Below are 24305 nucleotides of genomic sequence, written 5' to 3' on the forward strand. Positions count from 1 at the left end.
TTCAATTATTAGATAATATTGCATTAACTTTAACAATCTCATTAAAATATTCATCTCGTGTTAGACCATGTCGATTTAAAATTTTATCGATCTTACCATCTTTCATATATAACATTTTAGTTGAATACGATGCAACAAATGCATCGTGAGTCACCATAATAATTGTTGTTTGAGAATCATGGTTGATTTTCGAAAATAATTCCATCAATTCTCTAGAATTATTACTATCAAGATTACCAGTTGGTTCATCAGCAATAATTATTTCAGGTTTACTAATTAGGGCTCTTGCAATTGCCGCTCGCTGCTGTTGCCCACCAGAGCACTCATATACATGTTTATCGAGTATGTCCTTAATACCTAAAATCTGTGTAACCTGCTCTAAATTTTCCTGCCATTCTTTTTCACCGATACTATTTATAATTAACGGAAAAAGAATATTTTCACGAATCGTTAAAGAATAAAGTAAATTATAATTTTGAAAAATAAAACCTAACTTTTTCTTTCTAAATTTTGCCTTTGCTGCCCCACTCATCCCAACAATACTTGCACCTGAAATATTAACAATTCCTGAAGTTGCTTTATCAATTGTTGATAAAATATTTACTAAGGTCGTTTTTCCAGAACCAGAAGGCCCCATAATACAAACAAATTCATTATTTTTAATTTCAAAACTAAGATCATCTAAAGCAATTTTTGGTGAAGGACCTAGTTCATCATATATTTTCTTTAAATTTTTAACTTCAAGCATAATATTTGTCATTTTTAATTTCCTCCTTTCTTTCATATAGAATAATCATTTCTGCTAACATATAAGGAATTAGATATTCAGCCATAATAATAAAAGTTGTCATTATTCCCATTCCCTGATTAAAATAAAAGACAATAAAAATATTAAAAATATAAATTATTGACAATATCCAAAGATGACGAAAATAATATTTTATTTCCTGCATATAAACAAAATCAATTTCTGCTCTTGCAAAGCCAAGTTGATAGATGGCATGAAAGTGTTCTCTTCTTTGTATATGATCAATTTTAAAACGATTTATAAGCGTCAAACTCAATAATATATTGGTAATAACAAATGCAAGATGCATCTCAAAATTGAACAAACTATTATCAGTAGTCCCACAAATGAATGGCACGATTCCGATCATTGCTACCATTAAGATTAAAATAAAAGATTTTGACTGTTGCATAATCAAACTTACATCTTCTTTAATTAATAGGTCTTTTGCCGTTTTGCAGTACTTTAAAGCATTTCTATTATAGTGATGTGGTAAATAATGCCGAAACACTCCATAGGCACCGACTGCCCCAAAAAATGAAAATAAGATATATCCACCAACTTGATTATTTCCAGTATACATACATATTAAGCCAAATATATAAATAAGAGGATAAATCCCATCCGGCGGTTTTATTGCACGAGTATCTTTTTTATAACTAATTATATTATGATTTTCAAGTAATTCTGTTATTCCAGTACGCATAATAAAACCACTATTAAATAACATAATTACCAATATCATCGCTAAAATTACTGCTAATCCCTGCATCAAAGCATCAAAACTAAGGACAAAAATATTTGCATCAACACTTAAAATTTCGTATATCACCATTTTAACAATTGGACTTATTCCCAAAAAAACTATAATTCCAATCATTGAAGAAAAAAGGACAATACATAATACTTGAACCAAACTGTATATAGTTCGTTTAAAAAAGCTTAGCCCTGATAAGACAGTTAACCCTATTTCTCTAGATTTAAGTCTAATAAAATAATTGCTTGAATATACCATTAAAACGACACACATAAAGATCATAAAAAACGTTAATAACGCATTATATAAAAATTGAATATTTAAAAAATCTAAATTACCACTAATCTCTGGTGATTTTAGAATTTCCATAAATAATAAACAAACAGTTACTGTTGAAGCTATACAAATACATAAATCAACAGCACTCTTTTTTTCTAACTTTAATAAGTGCAATGCCATTTTAATCATCGTTACAATCTCCTCTTTTTATTAACTTTGCAAAACACTTATTAATACTTTTGCTAGCTCTTTTGAATATCTCAGTATATGGTGTTTTTAAAGCTTTAAATTGTTCATTTACAAGTTTATCAATACTATGCTCATTATCCTTTAATTCTTTTAATGGATAAATATAACTCTCTTTCATAATTGAAATATAATTCTCACGAGGATTATCTAAATTATATTCTTGGGACCAACTGCTAAAATGTTTATTTAAATATTTATTTAACATTACTGGATCATTTCTATCTCGATAAATTCTAATAAGACCTAATGGATCATTGATCGGAACAGATAATGAAACTATATAATTAAATAGATTATTTATCTGACTATTATTCATTATTTGAAAAGAATACGTATCACTAGTAGTATGAATATCAAGATCAACATAATAATTCAAAAAGAAATATGCCTTACCATCACACCCCTTTGAACTACACATCGATAAATCAATCTGCATAATGTCATTACAATTAATTTTCACTTCATTAAAACAAAATTCATTTTGATTAATCAACAGACCCTCGTATTCATGATTTATAGAATTATCAAAAATAACCTCTACTTTATGCCGTTGTATATATGCTTTAATTTTTTCATCAATATCTTTTAACTCAATTTGTAATTGTTCAATATACTCCTGTTTTCTTTCAAGTACATATCTAATTGAAAGTTCACTATTCATTATTAGTTTTATCTCATCAATGGATATTTCCATTGAACGTAATAGTAAGACCATTTTTAATGTATCAAGATCTTTAGATGAATAATTCCGATAATTATTTGCATCTCTTTGACAAACAACTAAGCCTTCTTTTTCATAATAAATTAGTGTTTGTTTAGTTATGCCAAAAATCACTTCAACCTCGTGTGTTGTCATAATAAAACCTCCCTTCTACCTAACATTTAACACTATATACTAAGAATACAGTCAAGGATTATTTATCAAACAACTCAATTAATTGCTTTTTAAAACTATTTCCAATTGGCAATATGGAACCATCTACCAGTTCTACGCAATTTGCAGCGATTTTAATAACAGCATGAAGATTAACAGCATAAGATTTATGGATTTGAATAAAATTTTCATTTTTCATTTGGCAGACAAACTCGCTTATATTTTTTCTTTCAATATATTCACCACTATTAGCATGAATATGAATGTAATGTCTAAAGGATTCAACATAATTAATTGAACTTATTCTTACTTTAGAAATAGTTCCGCTATTTTGAATTTGATAAGTTTTAAATCTTTTTACCATGACATCACCAAGCTGACTCATGAGATTATCAATATCTTCTATAAATTTATTGGTTCGAATATAATTAAAGGCTTCTAACTCATAACCTTTTTTTATTAGCTCTAAATCTTCTAAACCAATCAATACGATGATTTGCTGATAATCCTCTAAACGAATCCTCTTTAAATTTTCAATTTCAGCAATATTTTTAATTTCCATCATATAAACATCATAATTAACTGCTTCTTGGTAATCCATGATTTGTAGATCATCACATAACTTAAGCAGTTCTATTTTTAAGATATTTTTGATATCTTGATTTTTTATTGCCATTGCGATCCTAATCATGATGAACCCCGCTTTCAATTTCATCGATATATTGAGATACCATACGTTTAGGATTAGCAATAACTTCTAATAAATTATATGGATCATTAAGCATTATTCCAAGAGACTCAATATGTTTACAAGCCATTACAAACTTTTGTGATTCTTTTGTATAGAGTGCTTCTAGTTCTACAGTAGTACCATCTTTCATTGTAATTGTAAAAGTTATAGGATGCCCAATTAAACCAAAAGGAAATATTGGAACATCATGCCAACCTAAATCAATCCTATCCATCTGTTGAACTTTTAAAGCAAGGAAATAGCTATTTTGCTGTTTAGGAAGATAAAAAGCTTTGATTCTAGCTGTAAATTTTCTAAACGAACTATATTTAAATACCTCTTCATCGATACTCCACCACATTCCAGAGCTATAAATTATTGGACCAGCAATAAAAAAATTAATAATTAAAATAACAAGGCCTAAAAAAATTCCATTGACGATTGAAGCATGGTATTGAACTTCAAATACAATCAACATTGTCGCAAATGGTACCCATATCAACATATTGACAATAGCTAAAATCCTTCGTGGTTTTCCGATTACATATTTTTTCACGTCCATCTCCTCCTAATTTTATTTTATCTAATTATTATTAAAATGATATACTTATGGCACGTATTGAGATTTACTGGCACAAAAAAAGATTAATGATTCTGCTCATTAATCTTTAATACGATTTTTTCGATATTCTAGGAAATCATTAAAGAACATCCGAATTACACAAATTAACGGAACTCCTAAAAACATTCCCAAGAATCCAAAGAGACTCCCAAATATGGTAATTGAGCAAATAATCCAAAATGGTGATATTCCTACACTATCGCCTAAAATGCGCGGTCCTAAAATCAAGCCATCAAACTGCTGTAACGCAAAAATGAAAAGAGCAGTCCAGATTGCTGGCATTATCCCATTTGTTAATAATACGATAAAAACTACGGGCACCCCACCTATGAATGGTCCAAAATAAGGAATCATGTTGGTAATAAAAACAACAAAAGCTAATAATGGGAAAAACGGTAAGCCCATCAGTCCAAATCCGACTAGTGCAATCAATCCAATAATGACTGAATCAATGAATTTCCCATAAATAAAATTACCAAAAATACGATGTGATTTAATCGCATAACCATGAATTAAATTCAAATTTTCTTGACTAATAAAACAAAGCATAAAACGATCAAAAATACGTGCAAGTTTTTCTGCTTCAATCAAAATATATGGACAAAAGATCAAGCCCATCAAAATAGTTAATAACGTACTCCCCGTTTTACCTGCAAAAGCAATTACTTCCATAAAATCATTTGCGCTAAGACTTTTGATAGAATCAACAAAAGTCTGCTCCACCTGGATAATCGTTCCAGCTAAATTAGGATCTTCAAAAGAACTATTTATCGATGCTTCAAAACTCTTAACATATGTATCAATATTTTTAGCAAATTCTACTGCATAATCCATAACCATAGGAATTAACCAGGTCAATAACAAAATAATCATTAAAATTACTGCCAAGCTCACTAATAAAACACTTAATACACGTCTATGCTTTTTCAAAAATGAGCTTTGACAGTTTTCAAACAGTTTAGTCACCATCTGTACTAACGGCTCTAAAAAATAGGCTAGTACCCCACCTATAATAATCGGGAAGCACGCATTTAATAATACCGAAAACCATGATGGTTCAAATACCTTATAAACAACTATTAACAAAATTCCGATTATTAACAGTCCACTATATTGTTTTAATTTATCTTTTTGCATTTATAATTCTCCTTAGATAGTTATCCTAATTATACCATAATTATGCAGGCATTTTCCCTTTTTATTCCACTTATCCAAAAGTTGCTCTATATACGACAACGTCATTACTTCATAAACCTCTTTACTAACTAGATCATATAAATGGAAATCATCATTAATAACAACTAAAGTTAGACCGTATTCACTTAATTTTTCCAAAATAAAACCCTCCTCAATGCAGTTTATGCATTAAAAGAGGGAATATTACTCATATACATGATCAAACTTAAAGAAAGCATTACACCGCCAAATACATCACTAAAATAATGGACTCCCAAATATATACGACTTAATGTCACAAATAATATAATTATTATACATCCGCTGATCAACAACTTGCGATATTTCAACTTACTATGATACAAATAATAAATAAATAATCCATATAGACAAGTTATTGCCATTGCATGTCCACTAGGAAAACTATAATTAGTTTCGTTGACTAAATGCACAACACTTGGTCGAGGCCGCTTAACAATAAACTTTATAATTCGATTAAGCAGCTGCTGGATAAATGACGCTGCTAAGCAAACTAGAGCAATTCTTTTACTGATTATAAATGCAACACAGATTGCTCCAATAATCCCGATAAAACTTCCTAGATGAGTTACCATAATTACAATTGGTGTTACTCTTTCATTAATCAGTATTTGCAGCAATTGATAAACAAAATTATCGATTGGTTTAATTATTCCAGTCATAATTAGAAAATAATCAAGGATAAACAAAGCTAATGGGATTAAAAAAAACCACTGTTTATAATTCTTTTTTAACTTTAACGCCATTTTCTTTAACTATAAATGCTGGTACCCCAACAACTGTACAATTATCAGGGACATCCTTTAACACAACTGTTTGAGCTCCAATAATACTATTATTACCAATCGTAACATCACCAATAACCTTTGCTCCTGCTGAAACCATGACATTATTCAATAACGTTGGATGGCGCTTTACTTTGTGTTCACCAGTTCCAACTCCACCTAAAGTAACACCTTGATATAAAACACAATCATCACCTATGATCGTTGTTTCACCAATAACTACCCCCATACCATGATCAATAAATAAACGCTTTCCAATAGTTGCCCCAGGATGAATTTCGATTCCCGTAAAAAATCTTGCAATTTGGCTAAACATCCGTGCTAAAAATTTTAGATGTAATTTCTTCCACAAAAAACTATTGATCCGATAACAAAACATTGCATGTACCCCAGGATAATTAATAATCACATTTAAGGCATATCTCGCAGCCGGATCCGTCTCTAGTACTTTTTTTATTAAACTCCTATTTTCCATACTCTCACTCCTTCTAGTTAATATATCGATAAATCATCAATAATGCAACTAATATATATTATATTTATGAAATTTTTTATTTTTTTTCTAGGCAAAAATTAAACAGAACTCATCCCCCATGAGTTCTGTTTAAACGTTATTAGATACTATTATAGTGTGTATCTTTCTTCCCCTACATAAATCATTAATTGATTTATAAATAGATTATAGCTTCTATAAGAAAAATGTCAATATAAATATTGAAAAAAACTAATTTTTTTATTATTTTTTAGTATATTCATAAACTATAAAGTGAAAATCATAAATTTGTATACAATTATACACTATTCAAATAAAAAACTGCTATTAAGCAGTTTTTAAATTCCATATAGTTTTAAAATAACATTATAAGCTTTATCAATAATATTTTTAGATAAACGACCTTCAATCGAGAATAAGCGTCCATATGTAGTTTTTCGAAGTTCCTTGTATAATTTAGGCTTGGTATATTTTAAATAACTCCACAAATCATCTTTATCTTGAATACTCTCAGGTGAACCATCATGAGATAAAAGAGCACAAGTTATCAAAGTAATCATTGATAGATACTTGATCATATAATGACGTTGCTTACGAGAGCGCAGTGTATAAATATCATAATAATCAATATATTCACGTGCTGTATCTAATAATGCAGGAATAAAAATATCGTTATTAATAACATTTTCAAATGGATTACGGCCAAAACAGTATAAAGGCATGTCGATATAGCAAAATGATCTAATATATGGAAGAGGAGCGTAGGCAAACATCTCCATATAAAAAGTTGCATTTAGAGGAAAATTATCAATCACTTCTTTAATAATCTTAGTTTTTATAATTAATGCCGGTGTTAATAAATATTGCTGTTTTTTGAAATGTTTTATTTCATGCCAGCCAAAAATTTTATCACTTGGCAAAAGCGAACGATAGCTTACTTTGCGTGGTCTTTTTCCATAACAACAAAAATAATCGGTTACTAAAACATCCAGATTTGCTTGTACTCGAATAATATCTTTTAATGTTTCAATGACCCGTACTAAAGATGCCTGATCAAACCAGTCATAACTATTCAAGAGTTTAAAATATAATCCGGTGGTATACTGATAAGCACATTTAATATCATCGATATTTTCAGTATTTTTAATAACTTTAAAAGTATCAGGGTATTCATTTTGATATTCCATTGCTACTTCATAAGTTTCATCAGTTGAATTTTTATCAATAATAATAACTTCTAGTTCATCTTTTAATAATAAACAGGAACCCAATGCTTTGTGCATATACTCGATTGCGTTGTAACAAGGAATACAGATAGTTAATAACTTCATAATAGCCTCCATTTATATTCTTAGTTATATCTTAGCATATTTATGGCATAATATATAGTTGATATTGCATTTGGGACGATTTTATGGTATTTTATTTAAGTATACGTTAAAGGAGAATTGCTATGTATTTCGTAATAAATTGTTTTATTAGTGCAGTATGTATTATTTCTTTAATTTTATTCACTGAAGTCTTTCCTAAATGGACTAAATTATTAGTTGGTGCCGTACAAGTTGTTACAACTTCTTATGCTATTGCTATTCTAATTAAAAAAATCGGTGAATGGACTTCGGTATGGTCAGGAGATTATAAATACATTAATAGTAATTTCTTATGGATCCTACCTATCGTTGCTGTAATTACTATTGCAGTTGCGTACATCTGTAATAAAAAATCAAAAAAAGCAGCAAAATAAAAACATGAATTCAAATTCATGTTTTTATTTTATACCTTTTTCTTTAGCAATTGCATCTAATGTTGCTGCCATCCGAGTTAATGCTTCGATAACTTGTTGATCATCACGATAAACACCTAATACAATACGTAGATGTCCTGCTCCACCGGGTCCATAATTAATTCCATCATTAACCGCCACTTTAGCTTCACTAATAAGACGCTTACAAATCGCACTACTATCGCCTAAAGCGCTAACATCAACCCAGGCTAAGAAACCAGAGGCTGGCAATTCCATTGAAACCCCAGGTACTGTATTTAAAATATTGTAAGCTTGATGACGACGAATATCGTAAGCACGGTTGAATTCATCCATAAATTCAGGATGCTTAAAAGCTTCAATTGCAGCAATTTGACTAACAGTATTAGTTGCCCCAATCACACTTACCGCACAACCATACATCACATCCATAATTACATCACTTGCCATAATATAGCCAACTCGATAACCGCTTAATCCCATCCCTTTAGAAATTGAACAAACGGTAACTGTATGTTCAAACATACCATCTAAAGCCATCGGTGCAATAAACTCATTTTCAAATGTAAAATCTTCAAAAGCCTGATCACAAACAAGTACTAAATCATGTTTTAAAACCACTTCCCTAATTGCCATAAGACTTTCATGATTATAGACTGTTGTAGTCGGATTATTAGGATGAGTTAAAACAATCATCTTAGTCTTGTTACTAACTAGTGATTCTAATGCTTGGTGATTAATTTGATAATCTTCAGCTTCATTTAATTCAAGAACTACCGGCGTAGCCTGCATCATTGTAATATTTTGCATATTATTAGGATAACTTGGACAAGGAATGATTACTTCATCACCTTTTTCCAAGAAAGGATACATTGCAAAGAATAAAGCACTATCACTTCCAGGCGTAATAATTACGTTTCTAGCCGGATTTAAATCTACTCCATACATTTTCTTGGCTTTTTGACAAATCATTGCCCTAAGCTCCATATTTCCCGTTGGAGCAGTGTAATGCGCTGCTACAGGAGATTTTATTGCTTCAAGTGTTTTTTCCATAATATGCTCAGGAATTGAAAAGTCAGGCATAAAAGGATCGGCCCATCCCATTAATGCTACTCCATTTTCAGCTAATTTAGCAAAACTATCACCAACATCCGCTTTTTCTACCTCGCTGAATAGCCCGCCTTCAAACCCTAAAAACTCTTTTTTCATTCTATTTTTCATCTTAGTACCTACTTAATAAAATAAATATTTTTACGTCCCGGATGTAAATAAATTAATCCATCTCGAGTAAATGCTACTGTTTCTTCAGTATAGAAATAATAATCTTGGCCAAAAGCTTTGCTCTTTGTATTTAATTCAAGTGCATATGTTGTATCATATGACATTAACACATCACCTTTAACAGGAATTGCTTTTTGATTATTCCATAAACCAATCGTTGTCCCTGGCCCATGACCATAAATATTACATGGATGAGAATATAATACAGCTTCAATTCCTTCATCTTTACCTTGTTTCAAAGAATCTATCAAAACATCATTACCACTTTTACCATCAGCCATGTTTTCAGCCACAATGTCTTGAAAACGATCATTAACCTTCATTCCATCAAGCAATTCCTGTGGAATACTCTCTTCATCATCTTTAGCAATATAAGCCAATCTTTGAGTATCCGTACAAATATTCAAATATTTAATTCCAAAATCACAATGTAATAAATCACCTTTTTCAATTACACCAAAATATCGGGGATTATCTAAACCAGGTCGTTGTAAATCAACAGTTGGTTCAAACCAATAATCTAATCCTAGATCTTTAACACGCTGCATCATCAACCATTGTAAGTCCTCACAAGTAGTAACCCCTGGAATAATACTTTTTGAACTAAAAGCTTCTTCAATCACAGAAAAAGCAACCTCCATAACTTCTGGATGTAATTCTAATTCTAATGGAGTACGCAACTCCATCAGCTTAATTGCCAACATATCATTACGTACGATTCGTTCAGCATATTCTGGAGCCATTTTTGCTGTAATCATTTCATATAACCCCTGTGTCAATCCATCACTAAAAGCAAAATTATTTGAAACATTGACTGCAATTGTTTGTGGATCATATTCTTTGCATAAACGATTTAAACAAGCCATTTGATCTTCATTATTAAAATCAGTCCAATAACTTGTATAATATGGCGCTAATTCCTCACTTGGCATACAGAGAGAAAAACGATGTATATTATCCCCCTCTTTAACAAAAGCAAACAATGAAATTCTTCGTGCAGTTGGATAATTAGCTGGTGTAATTGCATGAAATAATGGATCTTCATTATATTCTTTAGAAGCACTGATCCACATATCAACATCATATTTTTTCATTACTTTAGGTAAAATAAGTTCTAATCGTTCTTTCAAACAAGCATCTTTAATTTGATATTGTTCTTTTACTGATCTAATCTCTTTCATAGTTTCCTCCTAGAAAAATAAGGTACACAAAGTGTACCCTATTTTATTTCTTATTTTTCAACTTTAGCATAAGCTAATTGATAATGTCCTTCTGGTGAATGAGTTACACCTGTTACTTTAGAAGACATTAAGTATGGTTCAGCATATCCAAATAATGGAATTACATAATGTTGTTCACCAACTAAATAGTTTTCTGCAGCATGTAAAGCATTCATACGTTCAGTTTTATCATCAATTGCATTAGCAGCAGCTACTAATTCTTCGTATTTAGCATCATCTACTATGTTACCTGGAGTAGTTGAACCAACATACATTGATAAATAAGCCATTGGATCGATGAAGTCAGCAGTCATGGCATGACGACAGATTTCGAAATCACCTTTGTCACGAGCATCAAAGAATGCTTCACCTTCAGTTGCACTTAAAGTAAGATCAATATAAGCTTCTTTCATAGATGCTTGCATTGCTTGAGCAACGTTTTTATGCATAGTGTTATCATTGTAAGTATATGTTAATTTTAACATATTACTTTCACTATAACCTTTAGAAGTCATGATAGCTTTTGCTTCATCTAAGTTATAAGTAGCTAATTTTTCTACAGCATCTTGTTCTTCACGGAAGTCACCAGTTGCTCCAGGAATACCTTTTGGAATTAATCCATTTAATTCATAAGCATTGTCACCATATCCTAATGCTTTTAAAACATTAGCACGGTTAATTGATAATCCGATTGCATTACGGATATCAGCATCTTTTAATTCTTCTCTTGTATTTTCATCACCAGCATTGATTAATACGTAGTAGTTACATACAAAAGGATCGATTTTCCAAGATTGTTTCTTTAATTCATCCTTGCTATTGATAGTATCAATGTTACAAGAAGTAGCGAAATCTAAATCACCTTTTTCAAACGCACTAGTTTGTGCATCCATATCTGACATTACTTTAAAAGAAATAGAATTTAAAGTAACATTTTTAGCATCATAATATTCATCATTTTTTTCTAATAACACTTCATCTTTAGTGTTTACAGAAGTTACTTTGAATGCTCCATTGTAAGGAACATCAGAATTGTTACCCCAAGAAGATTTTGTAATATCTTCAGCATTTTCTTTCAAATAATCTTCTCTAACTGGATAGAATACAGTGTTAGTTAATAAAGAAGTAAAGTAAGCACATTTAGATTTTAACTTAATTTGAATAGTTGTATCATCTAAAGCAGTTGCTCCAAAGTCTTTTAATTCATCCATAGTAGTATAAGGAGTGTCAGTTTCTTTACCTGTTTTCTTATCCTTTACCATATGAGAAGTACCATCAATATATTGCCAAATAAATTGTGTGTAGTAACCACCAGTAGTTACCGCACGTTTCCAAGCATATACGAAGTCAGAAGCTTTTACTTTTTCTCCATCGCTCCATTTAGTATCCCCAGAAATCTTAATTGTGTAAGTAAGACCATCTTCACTGATTTCAGGCATATCAGTTGCTAAATTAGTAATTACATTACCATCAGTATCAAGTGTATATAAACCTTGATAAACTTGCGCTAAAATGTTAGCAGTTACTGAATCATCAACGATTGCAGGATCTAAGTCAGCAGTGTCTTTTCCTACTGCAACTCGTAAATCGGCTTCACTTCCGCCACCACAACCTGTTAAACAAGTTAGAGCCATTAAGAAGCTAAGACCATAAGCTAATAGTTTTTTCATGTTTTTTCCCCTTTCAACTATTTCTCATATAAGAAACATGCCACTTGACGATTTCCAACTGTTTTTAAAGCTGGTTTCTCTTGTGCACATCTCTCAGTTGCCTTTGGACAGCGTGTCCTGAAGACGCATCCACTAGGCGGATTTATCGGACTTGGAAGCTCACCTTCCAATACGATACGTTTTTTGTTGCGTGCTACCTTAGGATCCGGAATAGGTACCGAAGATAACAGCGCTTGAGTATATGGATGAAGTGGCTCATGATAAATATCATCAGCATCCCCAATTTCAACCATATTTCCCAAATACATTACCCCAATACGATCAGAAATATGTTTAACCATACTTAAATCGTGGGCGATAAATAAATATGCAATTCCCATTTCATTTTGAATCTTTTCAAGTAAATTGATAACCTGTGCTTGAATCGAAACATCCAAAGCTGAAATCGGTTCATCACATACAATAAACTTTGGATTTAATGCAAGGGTTCTCGCAATTCCAATTCTTTGTCTTTGTCCTCCTGAGAACTCATGAGGATAACGACGAATGTGATCTGGTTTCAAACCAACGATCTCTAATAATTCACGAACTCTTTTTTCGCGTTCTTCTTTTGTATCATAAACCCCATGAATATCCATTGGTTCACGAATAATTTCCCCAACAGTCATTCGTGGATTTAAACTTGCATATGGATCTTGAAAAATCATCTGCATATCACGACGGAACTCTTTTAATTTAGCTCCTTTAATTTTTGTAATATCTTCACCTTCAAAAATGACTTGCCCTTCTGTTGGATCATAAATTTTAACCAAAGCACGTCCAGTAGTACTTTTACCACATCCAGATTCTCCAACTAAGCCAAAAGTTTCACCAGGAGCAATCTCAAAATCCACTCCATCAACTGCTTTTACAACTTGTTTTTTAGCTAAGAATCCACCAGATACTGGGAAATGAACTTTAAGTCCTTTTACTTTTAAAATTGGTTCACTCATTGTCTATTCCCCTTTCCTTTTCAAATATGGATTATTTAACCAGCATGAGCTGCAGTGAGTACTTGAAAAATTACGATACTCATCCATGTGATCAACACAAATATTCATTGCGTTTTCACAACGATCAAGGAATGGACATCCTTCTGAAATATTTAATAAATCAGGTGGTGATCCAGGGATCGGATGTAATTCTTTTTTCTCTAAATCTTCAGGATTGGCAATACATGAAAGTAATCCTTTTGTATATGGATGTTGTGGATTATAGAAAATTTCATCAGTAGTTCCAGTTTCTACAATTTTACCACCATACATAATAGCAATACGATCACAAATACTAGCAACTACTCCTAAATCATGAGTAATCATGATAATACTTGAATCGATTTCATCTTTTAAACTTCCAATCAAATCTAATACTTGCGCCTGGATTGTAACATCTAACGCTGTTGTAGGTTCATCAGCAATGATTACTTTTGGATCACACGCTAAAGCGATTGCAATGATGATTCTTTGACGCATCCCACCAGAGAATTGATGAGGATATTGACGAATTCGATCTTCTGGTGAAGGAATTCCTACTTTACGCATTAAATCAATCGCTTTATCACGTGCTTCTTTTTTTGAAATTTTTGGATTATGATTAATAATCGGTTCAATTAATTGAGTCTCAATTCTTAATGTCGGATTTAAGAAAGTCATTGGATCTTGGAAGATCATTGCCATATCATTACCACGAATTCGATCCATTGTTTCTTCATATTTTTTACGACTATCAAAATGAGTCGGTGCTATTTCTTCACCATCAATTTTAATTGACCCATTAGTTACACTACCATTTCCAGCTAGTAATCCCATAATTGAGAACATTGTTTGTGATTTACCTGAACCAGATTCACCAACAACACCTAACACTTCGCCCTTATCTACATAAAATGATACATCACGAACAGCTTTAACTGTTCCATTTTCGGTACTAAATTCAGTAGTAAGGTCATTTACTTCTAACATCTTCATTCTATAATTCCCCTCCTACTTCTTCTTAGGGTCAAGGGCATCCCCTAAACCATCACCAATAAAGTTTAAAGCTAACATAGTTAAACAGATTGCTAAAATTGGCCATACAACCTGTAATGGCTGTGAACTGATCATCGCCCGTGCATCATTAGCTAAAGTCCCCCAGCTGGCTTGTGGAGCTGATAAACCGATACCTAAGAATCCTAATGTTGCTTCATAGAAAATTGCACTTGGAACTAACATTGTAAATGAAACAATAATTGGTCCCATACTATTTATAATCAAGTGTTTTAATAAAATTCTTTTTTTGCTAGCGCCTAAAACAAAGGCTGCTAATGAGAATTCTTGTTCTTTTAAAGTCATTACTTGAGCCCGTACTTGTCGAGCCATCCCCATCCATGAGGAAATACAGATCCCAATTATGATCGACTGGAAATTTGAACCCAATACAACTGTAATCATAATTAAGTATAACATATCTGGGATAGAATATAAGGCATCAACGATACGCATCATAATCATATCGACTTTTCCGCCAGCATATCCAGCGATAGCCCCATAAGTAACCCCAACACATAAAGAAATAATTGCGGCTGAGAATCCAACTGCAAGTGAGATCCGCCCACCGTACATAATCCTAACCAGTACATCACGACCAAAACGGTCAGTACCAAAGATATGATCCATTGATGGACCAGCGAAAGTATTAGCCATATTTTGTCCATCATAAGTGTATGATGAGAAAATTGGCACAAAGATACATCCAATTGCCATTACCAATAAAAAGCATAACCCAATCAATGCTAATTTATTTTTCTTGAAACGATTCCAAGCATCTGCAATATATGTTTTACTTTCGTAAGCGATTTTTTCGCTATTCTTTTTCGAATCATCTAACTTCTCAAACATTTCTGGAGTAAGTTCGATGTTCATTACCTTATTTTCTTCCATCTTGCTTCCTCCTATTTTAATTTGATTCGTGGATCTACTACTGCTGATAGTAAATCAGTAATAATATTAAATGAAATTACCAAGAATCCTAAGAATATTGTTAATCCCATAATCATTGAATAATCACGAGTTTGAATACTTGAAACCATTTCTCGTCCAATTCCTGGTACTGAGAATAGAGTTTCAATAACGAAACTTCCTGTTAACATGTAGGCAAACGCAGGACCTGCATATGTAATAACTGGAATCAATGCATTTTTTAACGCATGCTTAATAACGACCTTTTTATAAGGTGTTCCTTTTGACCGCGCTAAGATAATATAATCTTGACGCATAACTTCAAGCATACTACTTCTAGTTAAACGACATACCATGGCAATTGGATAAAACGCCAATGACAAGGCTGGTAAAACATAATGAGCCGGTGAAGTCAGCCCCACAAATGGGAACAGCTTCAATTTAACCCCCAGAACAATCATTAAAAGTACCCCGATCAAAAATGATGGTACAGATACCCCGATTGTTGCAATAAACATACAAAGATTGTTAAGCCATTTACGTTTTGATAATGCAGCTGCAGTACCTAGTGCAACTCCAATCACTAGTGCTGAGGCAAAAGCAATTGCACCTAGTCTCGCTGTAACTGGGAAACTTTGTGAGATTGTTGTACCTACATCACGTCCAGGACGAACAATACTTTCCCCTAAATCACCATGAATCAAATCATTCATGTATAGAGTATATTGCTCAAATACTGGCTTATCTAAATTGTACTTTTTAATCGCAATTTCGCGTGCCGCTTCATTTTTATATTTTTCACCACTAATTGGCGACCCTGGTGTTGCCTTCATCAAAAAGAATGTTGCTGATGAAAGTAAGAACAGTGTTACGATACCAATGAGCACCCGCTTTAAAACATACCTAAACATTTAATCACCTATTCCTTTACTATATATCTACTAGGATACCTTAATATGTATCAAATTTCAAACATTTTTTTACACGCTAACCCCATGAGCCCCTAGGGATTCCGCCCAAAAACCGCAAATTGTATACGATTATACACAATTTGTTGGTATTAAAATTTTTTTATAAATACCATACTTTAATTGATTTCTGCGATAATTATACCAATAATTTATTATCAAGTCAATAATTTATTTAATTTTGTATTAAAGCGCATACAATTTAATTTTCAGAATAAATCCCTTTTCTCATACTTTTAGCACTATTTGCTGCCTCAATAATTTCATTTTTATAAGTGTAGTCATATCCGTAATCATAGAACTTTTCAACTAAACCTTCACGAGCAATTTGTTCTTGAAGTAATTCACCATCTACAAAGACCCATGCTAATAAACGCCCATACTTATCTTTACTATCACCATCTACATTTAATTCCAATTCGATTTTCGCAGCATTCGTCAATTGTGTTTTTGTATAATCGCTCGCTTCTTTACCATACGGCTCTATCTCTTTAGTTGATTCAGGTGTATCAATATATAAAAAACGAACTTTTGTACTCTCACCATCTACATTGAACCATGCTGTGTCACCATCAACACATCTATCTAAAGTTACTTCAAATCGTTCGCCTGTGGGAATTGATTTGTTCTGCTGATAAAAATTGTAACCAATTACCGCCAAGATAACTATGATTCCAAGCCATGATCTTAATAATTTCTTTTGTTGTGTTTTTGTTAGTTTAATCTTCTTAGCCATTAATTCCAACCGCCTTTTTCGCTAATACATCAGCTCTTTCATTATAAAAATCACCACTATGGGCTAATACTTTGACAAATGCAATTTTTAAATCTTGACGATACTCTTTTACTTTACGCTGATATTCTTGTGTTCCTGGTTTGTTTGCTTTCCACATACCATTTGCCCATTTTTCAATTCCCTCGTAATCAAAATAAATACAAATTTGTTTATAACCATTGTTTTTAGCAAATTCCATTGCACAAATACTGCCTAAAATTTCACCCGCAACATTACGCATCGAAGCATAATTTTCATCAGCACCTTTACCATACATTTCTTTGATTACTTTTTGTTCCTCAATAATCACACATCCAAAACCATATTCATGTGTCTTAATATTGTAGCTGCCATCAACATAAGCAATTAAACCCCCATCAAATTCTATCTTTTCTTCTTTAATAAATACTTTTGCATCCTCTAATGAAGTAAATGATTTATATATTGCTCCTTTAAATTTCTCAACTTGTTTCTTACATTCATCCCAAGATGAATAAATTCCTGGTTTGCGACCATTTTTTACTGCATAATATTTAGCCATAACTTCTCCTTTAATAATTGATAAAATGATTTTAAACTAGAAATTCTATTTAGTAAAGAAACTTAAAGGGTACTAAAGTAAGAAAAATTAATTTCCTTAGCCCTCAACAGTTGTCTATTTATCAATAATGAGTATAATTAATGTATTAGGTTAAAGGAGAAATAATATGGATATTGAAGAAAGATTTTTAAAATATGTAAGCATTGATACACAATCAGATGAATACTCAGATACTACCCCTTCAACGCTGAAACAACTAGATTTAGGAAAAGAATTAGTTAAAGAAATGTTGGAATTAGGAATCACAGATGCACATTTGGATGAATACGGTATTGTTTATGGAACAATTAAAGGGAATGGTGGTACCGGGGATATCATCGGCTTTATTGCTCATATGGATACTTCTCCAGATGCTAGCGGAACTAATATTAAACCTCAAAAAATCAATAATTATGATGGTTCTATCATCGAAATCAATAAAGAATTAGGACTTTCTTTAGACCCTGAAGAATTTGTTAGTCTAAAGAAAATGGTTGGTCATGATTTAATCACTACTGACGGTACTACTTTATTAGGAGCTGATGATAAAGCTGGTGTTGCTATCATTATGGATTTAGCAAATTATTTGTATGAACATCCTGAAGTCAAACATAATGATATTAAAATTGCTTTTACTCCTGATGAAGAAGTCGGGCGTGGAGCTGATAATTTCGATGTTAATAAATTTGGAGCCAAATATGCCTATACTTTAGATGGTGGGGATATTGAAGAATATAATTATGAAAACTTTAATGCATATAGTGCTCAAGTTGAAATAACCGGAAAATCAATCCACCCAGGAAATGCCAAAGATAAAATGGTTAGTGCAATCAATGTTGCAATTGAATTTGAAAACATGCTGCCAGCTCAGCAAAAAGCATATTTTACTGATGGTTATGATGGTTTCAATCATCTTCACCATTTAGAAGGTGGTTGTGAAAAAGCTACTTTAGAATACATCATTAGAAATCACGATCTTACATTAGCCAAAAAACAAATCAATGATTTTAAACGTATTAAAAAATATTTAGATGAAAAATATGGATATGAATTGATCAAACTAGATATTAAAGAATCATATTTAAATATGGCAGAAGTTATCAAAGAAAATTATTATATAATTGAAAGATTAGAAAAAGCAATGAATAGTGTTGGAATCCAAGGTTTTGCTAGTCCTATCCGTGGTGGTACCGATGGTGCTCGCTTAACATTTATGGGGCTTCCTTGCCCAAACATCGGCACCGGCGGTGATAATTTCCATGGTCCATTTGAATTTGTTTCACTCACGATGATGAAACAATCAGTTGAAATTTTAAAAGAGCTGATTAAAGAGTAGTTTTATGAAACGCTGTTTATTCATTATTAATCCGTCTTCGGGACAACGGACTATTCAAAACACTTTAGATAAATTAATTGGGCAGCTTACTTTGCGTCAATTAATTAATCATATTGATGTTTTCTACACCTTAAAAAAAGATGATGCTTATTTTAAAGCACTAAATGCTGACGAACAAGACTATGATTTCATTACAGTAGTTGGCGGTGATGGAACGATCAATGAAGTAGTTAGCGGGATGGTTGCCAGCGATAAAAAAATTCCACTATGTATACTGGCAGCAGGAACTGTCAATGACTTCGCAAATTATTTGAACCTACCTAGCAATATCGAAGGAGTTTGTAATTTAATCAATAATTTTAAGACTGTCTGTTGCGATGTAGGTAAAATCAACGAACGCTATTTTATGAATGTGGCTGCCGGGGGAATGTTCAGTGATGTATCATTCACCGTTAGCAAAGCTGATAAAAAAAGATTAGGTCCCTTAGCTTACTATCTAAACGGTATTGCTAATCTTCCTAGTCAATTAAATACTAATATTAATTTAAAAATTGTTTTAGATGATGCTAATATTTTAGAAACAGAAGCAAAAATGTTTATGGTTACAAATACAAATCGTGTTGGCGGATTTGAAAATATTATCCCTTATGCAGATATTCAAGATGGAATGCTTGATTTAATCGTAATAAAAAAATGTTCTGTTACTGATTTAGTTGCTCTATCAAAAGATTATTTGTTGAAAAAACATGCTAATAGCCCATTTATTTCTTATGTTCAAGCAAAAAAAATTGAGATTTACAGCCAACAAAAAGTTGTAATTGATATTGATGGTGAAGAGGGGTCACCATTGCCAGTGACAATTGAAGCAATAAGCCAAGCTATCAATATTTTAGTACCATAGGAGTTTGTTAAACAGACTCCTTTTTTATTGTTTGATTATTTAATTTATATTATAATCTATCTGTACATCAAGGAGGAAATTACATGCACCCAAAATATCATTTAACAGCCCCTAAACATTGGATCAATGATCCTATCGGGTTTATTTATTACCAAAATAATTATCATTTATTTTATCAGCATTTTCCTTATGAAAATAAGTGGGGAACAATGCACTGGGGTCATGCTACTAGTAAAGACCTAGTAAACTGGGTTGACCAGGGAATTGCATTATACCCTAGTAAAGACTTTGATGCAAATGGTTGTTTTTCTGGTTCAGCATTAGAAGTTGATAAAAAAATGTATCTATATTATACGTCTGTTGTTTATCAAAAAGTCAATCCCGAAAATATTCATAAAACTGCCCCAGGTTATGATTTTTATTCTAGCCAAAGTATGATTATAAGCGATGATGGATTTAACTTCGATAATCTTAATCAAAAACAATTGATCATTCCAGTATTTAAAGATGGCGAAGTCGGTCATCCTGTTCATACACGTGATCCAAAAGTATGGAAATTCCAAGATACTTACTATATGGTTTTAGCAAGTAAGTATTTAGATGATAACAATGATTATAATGGTCAATTATTATTTTATACTTCTAAAAATGCAACTGAATGGCATTATGCTAATAATTATCGCGGCATTAAATGCGGTGATATGTGGGAATGCCCAGATATTTTTACAGTTGCCCATCAGGATATATTGATCATGTCTCCAGAACGGACTAATGATAGCGGCTATCCATCTCACGCACGTATTACAACAGCTAATTTTGATCATCAAAACTGTCAATTAGAGATTACTGGTGAACTAAATTATCTTGACTATGGTTTAGATATTTATGCTCCCCAAACAACGATTGACGAAGCCGGACGAAGAATTTATGTAGGCTGGATGCGTATGCCTGTTGCCGATGAAGCTAACTGGATTGGATTAATTACTTATCCACGTGTAATCACATATCAAAATGATGCTATATTTACGAATATTCATCCATCTGTCGATGGTCTCTTTAAAAAGCCTGCAACTGAGTTTAAAGCTACGCAGGCATGCAAGATCGTGACTAATTTAAAAACAGGTGATTTCATAAATATTGGAGGTTATCTTATCAAGTATGACGATTGTCTTTGTATCGATCGTTCTAATGTGTTTAAATCTGATACGGCATTAAAAGAGCTACGTTCACCAAAAATCGATCACTGTAATTTAAACATCTACTATGACCAGGATATTATTGAAATTTATATTAATAATGGTCAATATGTTTTATCAAATATCGTCTATGAAATGGCAGATACGATTAAGAGTAATACTGGTTTTGAAATCTTTACTGACTAGAACTTGTTTTAAACAGGTTCTTTTAGTTTAAAAATAACTTATTATGGCAAATATTGCTGATTTAAAACCGTTTTATACTTCTGTGACCCCAATTTATTAAATTTTCAGAAAAACTCCTCAAATTCAACAAAATCAGTCATTTAAGGTAGGTATATTATTATAATCATTTCAATATTTTATGAAGACAACTTTGATTAAAAAATTATTCTTTTTACCAAAATAATAAAAGCGAATTCTCTTGAGAACTCGCTTTTGCCTTTATCTGCTGGGAATTACTATTGCGGCAATAATATAAGCAATAAAGCCACTGCCTCCCATAGCAGAGAAAATAATCCAACCTAATCTTACCAATGAAGGATCAAGATCAAAGTATTCTGCAATTCCACCACATACTCCACAAACCATCCGATCTTGTCGTGATCGATAAATTCTTTTCATTTCTTACACCTCCATCTTAATTCTAATACTTCCAACATTACAATCAGCTTCTATTTTACGTTGACCGCCACTATGACTATATTCATCACTCAGTCCGTCACTTCGATAACTTCCAATACTAATATCACCAACATCACTATCGACTTCATAACTGTAATCTGATTCACTACCTACCATTGTTGCATCAATATCTCCAGCATCGCAGTTAAATTCACTTCGATAACTATTCAACAAGTTAATCCGTGCATCCCCGGCATCAACGTCTACTTTAGTATATGATGCAATAATATTTTCGGCCTTAAAACTTCCAGCATCCACATCAATTTCAACATCATTAGCCTTCAAATTAGGAACAATCAATTCTCCAGCATCTACTTCTAATTCAACCTTATTAAATTCATAGCTATTCGGTATATAAATTTTAATTCTAGTTGTTATATCAGTAACATTTATAAGATGCCAAAATCTAAAACTATCCTTTACAATCAAAGTGTTTTGTTCTTGATATAATTTAATTTTTTTGCTCACATTTTTTGCTTCAACTTTAATTGTACTACCTTCATATTCAATTAATTCAACAGTTCCAGCTTCTGCTTGAATTTCCAAATTTTTAATGTCTGTAAATTCTTTTGTTACATCCATCGTTTTAGTAATAGGTAGACTGATTGTAAAATCACCCTTATCATAAAGAGTTTCCAGTTCTGAAAAACCACCAATCATCGTACCGCTGATGAACAATACAATTGCAAGCAACAACGATCCTAATGCCACATACCCTATTTTTTTCATCGCCGATCACCTACCCTATTAAATATATTTTGACAAAAATCAACGATTCCTCTAATAACAGCAGGGATTATTTTAATCAAACCTTTAGCTAACCAGAAAAAGACGAATGCTAAAGCAATTAAAGCACATCCTGCCGCCATGGTAATCAATCCTGCGCCTGGATACGCTGCAATAATCATAAATGCTTTGACAAAGCAGACTATCGCACCAATCAAACAAGCGGCTCCACCACACAAAATACCAACTCCAAGGCCAAATACAGCTCCAAAAAAACCTAATCCTAAACCAAGAATCCCACCACCTACTGGTAAAGCTAGAAAAACAGCCCCAATAATGATAAATATTAATAAGATTCGATTTCGGTCGGAATTTCCTCTAAAATTATTCTTGTGACGTTTATTATTTTGATAATCATTATTATCATCAGCAGCTGTCTCCTCTTCACTAATAATTTTAGCATCAATAATTTCACGAGATTGTTTATAATTTGAATTATCCATCCCTTTTTCACTATACTCAATATCCTGATCAAACTGATTATCTAAACCAGCTTTAATGATCGCTGCAACCCGTTCAGGAGAGCCTAAATCATTTATAACCTGCTGTTCATTTTCTGGACCAGCTTCATCAAAATAATCTTCATAATATTGCATAGCTTCTTCTCGTTCAGCATCTTCAATATCTTGAAGTAAAAATGCTAGTTCTTCAATAAACTTTTTACGATTCATAATTATTTCCCCCCTTCAATAATTTTATTGATCTTACGCACATACTCATGCCATTCCCCTTTATACATCTCAAGTTGAGCTTGTCCTTGTGACGTTATTTTATAATAACGTCGATTTCTCCCACCATACTCTTGATCATATGTTTCTAAACAATTATCCTTTAATAATCTTCTTAAAACAGGATACAAGGTCGATTCTGAAACATCAAGAGCAATTCTAACATCTTGTGTAATTTTGTAACCATAAGTTCCCTCGGCCTCCTTGGAAACTACTGAAAGAACAATTGCATCTAGCAATGCAGCTCCTGTATTAAATATCATAAGCCCAGCTCCTTTCATATTTATCTTTCAATAATATTATATTCTATATAGTATTATCTGTCAACTAATAATATATAATTATTATATATTATAAAAAAAGAAACATCATTTGATGTTTCTCATTAGTTACAGGTATGTACTCCTTCCTTAAATTTCTTTAAAGTTTTTGTTATTTCTAACATACATATCCAATATATGTATAAATAATTTTTCCTCTATCAGTAATTTCATTGTTCTAAATGTCTCATAGCTCAAATAAAACGCCATAACCAACACGATTCGCCTCCAAAACATCGCATTGATTCTCAATTGCCCAAACTTTTAATAACGCTATCCAATATTCATCACATCCCAAGCGATTACTATAATTAAGCTGCTTGTATATGAAG

27 protein-coding genes are annotated in these 24305 nt (G+C 32.0%); 4 read left to right on the plus strand and 23 right to left on the minus strand.

The features are described 5' to 3' along the window. Position 1 precedes the first annotated feature (1 nt). From KSU54_RS11150 to KSU54_RS11195, 10 genes are all read right to left on the minus strand, one after another. A complete protein-coding gene (locus KSU54_RS11150) occupies positions 2-760 on the minus strand; it encodes an ABC transporter ATP-binding protein (RefSeq protein ID WP_008792041.1) in 759 nt (252 codons plus the stop codon). After that, entirely contained in the window at positions 741-2012 is a 1272-nt protein-coding gene (locus KSU54_RS11155) for a hypothetical protein (RefSeq protein WP_117792536.1), read from the minus strand. Before KSU54_RS11155 ends, KSU54_RS11150 begins: the two co-directional genes overlap by 20 nt. Continuing rightward, positions 2005-2928 (minus strand): MerR family transcriptional regulator, encoded by a 924-nt coding sequence (locus KSU54_RS11160; RefSeq protein ID WP_117792539.1) that lies wholly within the window; start codon positions 2926-2928, stop codon positions 2005-2007. The genes KSU54_RS11155 and KSU54_RS11160 overlap by 8 nt, the downstream gene beginning before the upstream one ends. Before the next feature lie 58 nt (positions 2929-2986). After that, entirely contained in the window at positions 2987-3637 is a 651-nt protein-coding gene (locus KSU54_RS11165) for a LytR/AlgR family response regulator transcription factor (protein ID WP_003534809.1), read from the minus strand. Then, positions 3630-4238: a hypothetical protein gene (locus KSU54_RS11170; protein ID WP_009008817.1), complete on the minus strand. Its 609-nt coding sequence runs from the start codon at positions 4236-4238 to the stop codon at positions 3630-3632. The genes KSU54_RS11165 and KSU54_RS11170 overlap by 8 nt, the downstream gene beginning before the upstream one ends. A gap of 99 nt (positions 4239-4337) precedes the next feature. Further along, positions 4338-5435 carry an AI-2E family transporter gene (locus KSU54_RS11175; protein WP_008792046.1) on the minus strand — a complete coding sequence of 366 codons (1098 nt, stop codon included), beginning with the start codon at positions 5433-5435 and terminating at the stop codon, positions 4338-4340. 12 nt (positions 5436-5447) lie between these two features. Beyond that, entirely contained in the window at positions 5448-5633 is a 186-nt protein-coding gene (locus KSU54_RS11180) for a hypothetical protein (protein ID WP_009008816.1), read from the minus strand. 23 nt (positions 5634-5656) lie between these two features. After that, entirely contained in the window at positions 5657-6259 is a 603-nt protein-coding gene (locus KSU54_RS11185; protein WP_009008815.1) for a phosphatase PAP2 family protein, read from the minus strand. Then, the gene (gene epsC / locus KSU54_RS11190) at positions 6231-6773 is read right to left on the minus strand and encodes a serine O-acetyltransferase EpsC (RefSeq protein ID WP_003534820.1); all 543 of its coding nucleotides are present in this window, start codon (positions 6771-6773) and stop codon (positions 6231-6233) included. Before epsC ends, KSU54_RS11185 begins: the two co-directional genes overlap by 29 nt. A 356-nt stretch (positions 6774-7129) precedes the next feature. Beyond that, on the minus strand, positions 7130-8122 hold the full coding sequence (locus KSU54_RS11195; RefSeq protein WP_008792048.1) for a glycosyltransferase family 2 protein: 993 nt from the start codon (positions 8120-8122) through the stop codon (positions 7130-7132). 122 nt (positions 8123-8244) lie between these two features. Between KSU54_RS11195 and KSU54_RS11200 the strand changes: the two genes are divergently transcribed. Beyond that, positions 8245-8535: a hypothetical protein gene (locus KSU54_RS11200; protein ID WP_003534824.1), complete on the plus strand. Its 291-nt coding sequence runs from the start codon at positions 8245-8247 to the stop codon at positions 8533-8535. Positions 8536-8559: 24 nt separating this feature from the next. Here KSU54_RS11200 and KSU54_RS11205 read toward each other — a convergent pair whose 3' ends face one another. From KSU54_RS11205 to KSU54_RS11245, 9 genes are all read right to left on the minus strand, one after another. After that, the gene (locus KSU54_RS11205; protein WP_008792049.1) at positions 8560-9774 is read right to left on the minus strand and encodes a pyridoxal phosphate-dependent aminotransferase; all 1215 of its coding nucleotides are present in this window, start codon (positions 9772-9774) and stop codon (positions 8560-8562) included. Between the two features lie 8 nt (positions 9775-9782). Beyond that, positions 9783-11015, minus strand: coding sequence for a M24 family metallopeptidase (locus KSU54_RS11210; protein ID WP_003534828.1), 1233 nt, complete (start codon positions 11013-11015; stop codon positions 9783-9785). A 50-nt stretch (positions 11016-11065) separates the two neighbouring features. Next, positions 11066-12724 (minus strand): peptide ABC transporter substrate-binding protein, encoded by a 1659-nt coding sequence (locus KSU54_RS11215; RefSeq protein WP_117792541.1) that lies wholly within the window; start codon positions 12722-12724, stop codon positions 11066-11068. A gap of 17 nt (positions 12725-12741) precedes the next feature. Next, complete coding sequence (locus KSU54_RS11220) at positions 12742-13716, minus strand: ABC transporter ATP-binding protein (protein WP_003534833.1); 975 nt, start codon at positions 13714-13716, stop codon at positions 12742-12744. Between the two features lie 3 nt (positions 13717-13719). Beyond that, the gene (locus tag KSU54_RS11225; protein ID WP_003534834.1) at positions 13720-14730 is read right to left on the minus strand and encodes an ABC transporter ATP-binding protein; all 1011 of its coding nucleotides are present in this window, start codon (positions 14728-14730) and stop codon (positions 13720-13722) included. 15 nt (positions 14731-14745) lie between these two features. After that, positions 14746-15681, minus strand: a complete 936-nt coding sequence (locus tag KSU54_RS11230; RefSeq protein WP_003534835.1) for an ABC transporter permease — start codon at positions 15679-15681, stop codon at positions 14746-14748. A gap of 11 nt (positions 15682-15692) precedes the next feature. Then, complete coding sequence (locus tag KSU54_RS11235; protein WP_008792052.1) at positions 15693-16610, minus strand: ABC transporter permease; 918 nt, start codon at positions 16608-16610, stop codon at positions 15693-15695. A gap of 259 nt (positions 16611-16869) precedes the next feature. Continuing rightward, positions 16870-17403: a thermonuclease family protein gene (locus KSU54_RS11240; RefSeq protein WP_003534837.1), complete on the minus strand. Its 534-nt coding sequence runs from the start codon at positions 17401-17403 to the stop codon at positions 16870-16872. Beyond that, positions 17396-17983 carry a ribonuclease H1 domain-containing protein gene (locus KSU54_RS11245; protein WP_003534839.1) on the minus strand — a complete coding sequence of 196 codons (588 nt, stop codon included), beginning with the start codon at positions 17981-17983 and terminating at the stop codon, positions 17396-17398. The genes KSU54_RS11240 and KSU54_RS11245 overlap by 8 nt, the downstream gene beginning before the upstream one ends. Before the next feature lie 166 nt (positions 17984-18149). Here KSU54_RS11245 and pepT point away from each other — a divergent pair, with 166 nt between their 5' ends. From pepT to KSU54_RS11260, 3 genes are all read left to right on the plus strand, one after another. Next, positions 18150-19358, plus strand: a complete 1209-nt coding sequence (gene pepT / locus KSU54_RS11250) for a peptidase T (protein WP_003534841.1) — start codon at positions 18150-18152, stop codon at positions 19356-19358. A gap of 4 nt (positions 19359-19362) precedes the next feature. Then, positions 19363-20259: a diacylglycerol/lipid kinase family protein gene (locus KSU54_RS11255; protein WP_003534844.1), complete on the plus strand. Its 897-nt coding sequence runs from the start codon at positions 19363-19365 to the stop codon at positions 20257-20259. A gap of 83 nt (positions 20260-20342) precedes the next feature. Beyond that, positions 20343-21641: a glycoside hydrolase family 32 protein gene (locus KSU54_RS11260; protein WP_117792543.1), complete on the plus strand. Its 1299-nt coding sequence runs from the start codon at positions 20343-20345 to the stop codon at positions 21639-21641. A gap of 258 nt (positions 21642-21899) precedes the next feature. Here KSU54_RS11260 and KSU54_RS11265 read toward each other — a convergent pair whose 3' ends face one another. The 4 genes from KSU54_RS11265 to KSU54_RS11280 are packed head-to-tail and all read right to left on the minus strand — an operon-like array spanning position 21900 to position 23916. Next, a complete protein-coding gene (locus tag KSU54_RS11265) occupies positions 21900-22079 on the minus strand; it encodes a PspC domain-containing protein (protein WP_003534847.1) in 180 nt (59 codons plus the stop codon). 3 nt (positions 22080-22082) lie between these two features. Further along, positions 22083-22868 (minus strand): DUF4097 family beta strand repeat-containing protein, encoded by a 786-nt coding sequence (locus KSU54_RS11270; RefSeq protein WP_008792056.1) that lies wholly within the window; start codon positions 22866-22868, stop codon positions 22083-22085. Beyond that, complete coding sequence (locus KSU54_RS11275) at positions 22865-23596, minus strand: DUF1700 domain-containing protein (RefSeq protein ID WP_003534851.1); 732 nt, start codon at positions 23594-23596, stop codon at positions 22865-22867. The genes KSU54_RS11270 and KSU54_RS11275 overlap by 4 nt, the downstream gene beginning before the upstream one ends. Positions 23597-23598: 2 nt before the next feature. Beyond that, on the minus strand, positions 23599-23916 hold the full coding sequence (locus tag KSU54_RS11280; RefSeq protein WP_008792057.1) for a PadR family transcriptional regulator: 318 nt from the start codon (positions 23914-23916) through the stop codon (positions 23599-23601). Positions 23917-24305: the final 389 nt, after the last annotated feature.

It is taken from the genome of Erysipelatoclostridium sp. MSK.23.31 (genome assembly GCF_019125875.1).
Classification (GTDB): Bacteria; Bacillota_I; Bacilli_A; order Erysipelotrichales; family Coprobacillaceae; genus Thomasclavelia; species Thomasclavelia ramosa.

Coding starts and splice junctions, on each gene's coding strand:
- KSU54_RS11150 (WP_008792041.1), bottom strand. CDS start 760: ATGACAAATATTATGCTTGAAGTTAAAAATTTAAAGAAAATATATGAT.
- KSU54_RS11155 (WP_117792536.1), bottom strand. CDS start 2,012: ATGATTAAAATGGCATTGCACTTATTAAAGTTAGAAAAAAAGAGTGCT.
- KSU54_RS11160 (WP_117792539.1), bottom strand. CDS start 2,928: ATGACAACACACGAGGTTGAAGTGATTTTTGGCATAACTAAACAAACA.
- KSU54_RS11165 (WP_003534809.1), bottom strand. CDS start 3,637: ATGATTAGGATCGCAATGGCAATAAAAAATCAAGATATCAAAAATATC.
- KSU54_RS11170 (WP_009008817.1), bottom strand. CDS start 4,238: ATGGACGTGAAAAAATATGTAATCGGAAAACCACGAAGGATTTTAGCT.
- KSU54_RS11175 (WP_008792046.1), bottom strand. CDS start 5,435: ATGCAAAAAGATAAATTAAAACAATATAGTGGACTGTTAATAATCGGA.
- KSU54_RS11185 (WP_009008815.1), bottom strand. CDS start 6,259: ATGGCGTTAAAGTTAAAAAAGAATTATAAACAGTGGTTTTTTTTAATC.
- epsC (WP_003534820.1), bottom strand. CDS start 6,773: ATGGAAAATAGGAGTTTAATAAAAAAAGTACTAGAGACGGATCCGGCT.
- KSU54_RS11195 (WP_008792048.1), bottom strand. CDS start 8,122: ATGAAGTTATTAACTATCTGTATTCCTTGTTACAACGCAATCGAGTAT.
- KSU54_RS11200 (WP_003534824.1), top strand. CDS start 8,245: ATGTATTTCGTAATAAATTGTTTTATTAGTGCAGTATGTATTATTTCT.
- KSU54_RS11205 (WP_008792049.1), bottom strand. CDS start 9,774: ATGAAAAATAGAATGAAAAAAGAGTTTTTAGGGTTTGAAGGCGGGCTA.
- KSU54_RS11210 (WP_003534828.1), bottom strand. CDS start 11,015: ATGAAAGAGATTAGATCAGTAAAAGAACAATATCAAATTAAAGATGCT.
- KSU54_RS11215 (WP_117792541.1), bottom strand. CDS start 12,724: ATGAAAAAACTATTAGCTTATGGTCTTAGCTTCTTAATGGCTCTAACT.
- KSU54_RS11220 (WP_003534833.1), bottom strand. CDS start 13,716: ATGAGTGAACCAATTTTAAAAGTAAAAGGACTTAAAGTTCATTTCCCA.
- KSU54_RS11225 (WP_003534834.1), bottom strand. CDS start 14,730: ATGAAGATGTTAGAAGTAAATGACCTTACTACTGAATTTAGTACCGAA.
- KSU54_RS11230 (WP_003534835.1), bottom strand. CDS start 15,681: ATGGAAGAAAATAAGGTAATGAACATCGAACTTACTCCAGAAATGTTT.
- KSU54_RS11235 (WP_008792052.1), bottom strand. CDS start 16,610: ATGTTTAGGTATGTTTTAAAGCGGGTGCTCATTGGTATCGTAACACTG.
- KSU54_RS11240 (WP_003534837.1), bottom strand. CDS start 17,403: ATGGCTAAGAAGATTAAACTAACAAAAACACAACAAAAGAAATTATTA.
- KSU54_RS11245 (WP_003534839.1), bottom strand. CDS start 17,983: ATGGCTAAATATTATGCAGTAAAAAATGGTCGCAAACCAGGAATTTAT.
- pepT (WP_003534841.1), top strand. CDS start 18,150: ATGGATATTGAAGAAAGATTTTTAAAATATGTAAGCATTGATACACAA.
- KSU54_RS11255 (WP_003534844.1), top strand. CDS start 19,363: ATGAAACGCTGTTTATTCATTATTAATCCGTCTTCGGGACAACGGACT.
- KSU54_RS11260 (WP_117792543.1), top strand. CDS start 20,343: ATGCACCCAAAATATCATTTAACAGCCCCTAAACATTGGATCAATGAT.
- KSU54_RS11265 (WP_003534847.1), bottom strand. CDS start 22,079: ATGAAAAGAATTTATCGATCACGACAAGATCGGATGGTTTGTGGAGTA.
- KSU54_RS11270 (WP_008792056.1), bottom strand. CDS start 22,868: ATGAAAAAAATAGGGTATGTGGCATTAGGATCGTTGTTGCTTGCAATT.
- KSU54_RS11275 (WP_003534851.1), bottom strand. CDS start 23,596: ATGAATCGTAAAAAGTTTATTGAAGAACTAGCATTTTTACTTCAAGAT.
- KSU54_RS11280 (WP_008792057.1), bottom strand. CDS start 23,916: ATGATATTTAATACAGGAGCTGCATTGCTAGATGCAATTGTTCTTTCA.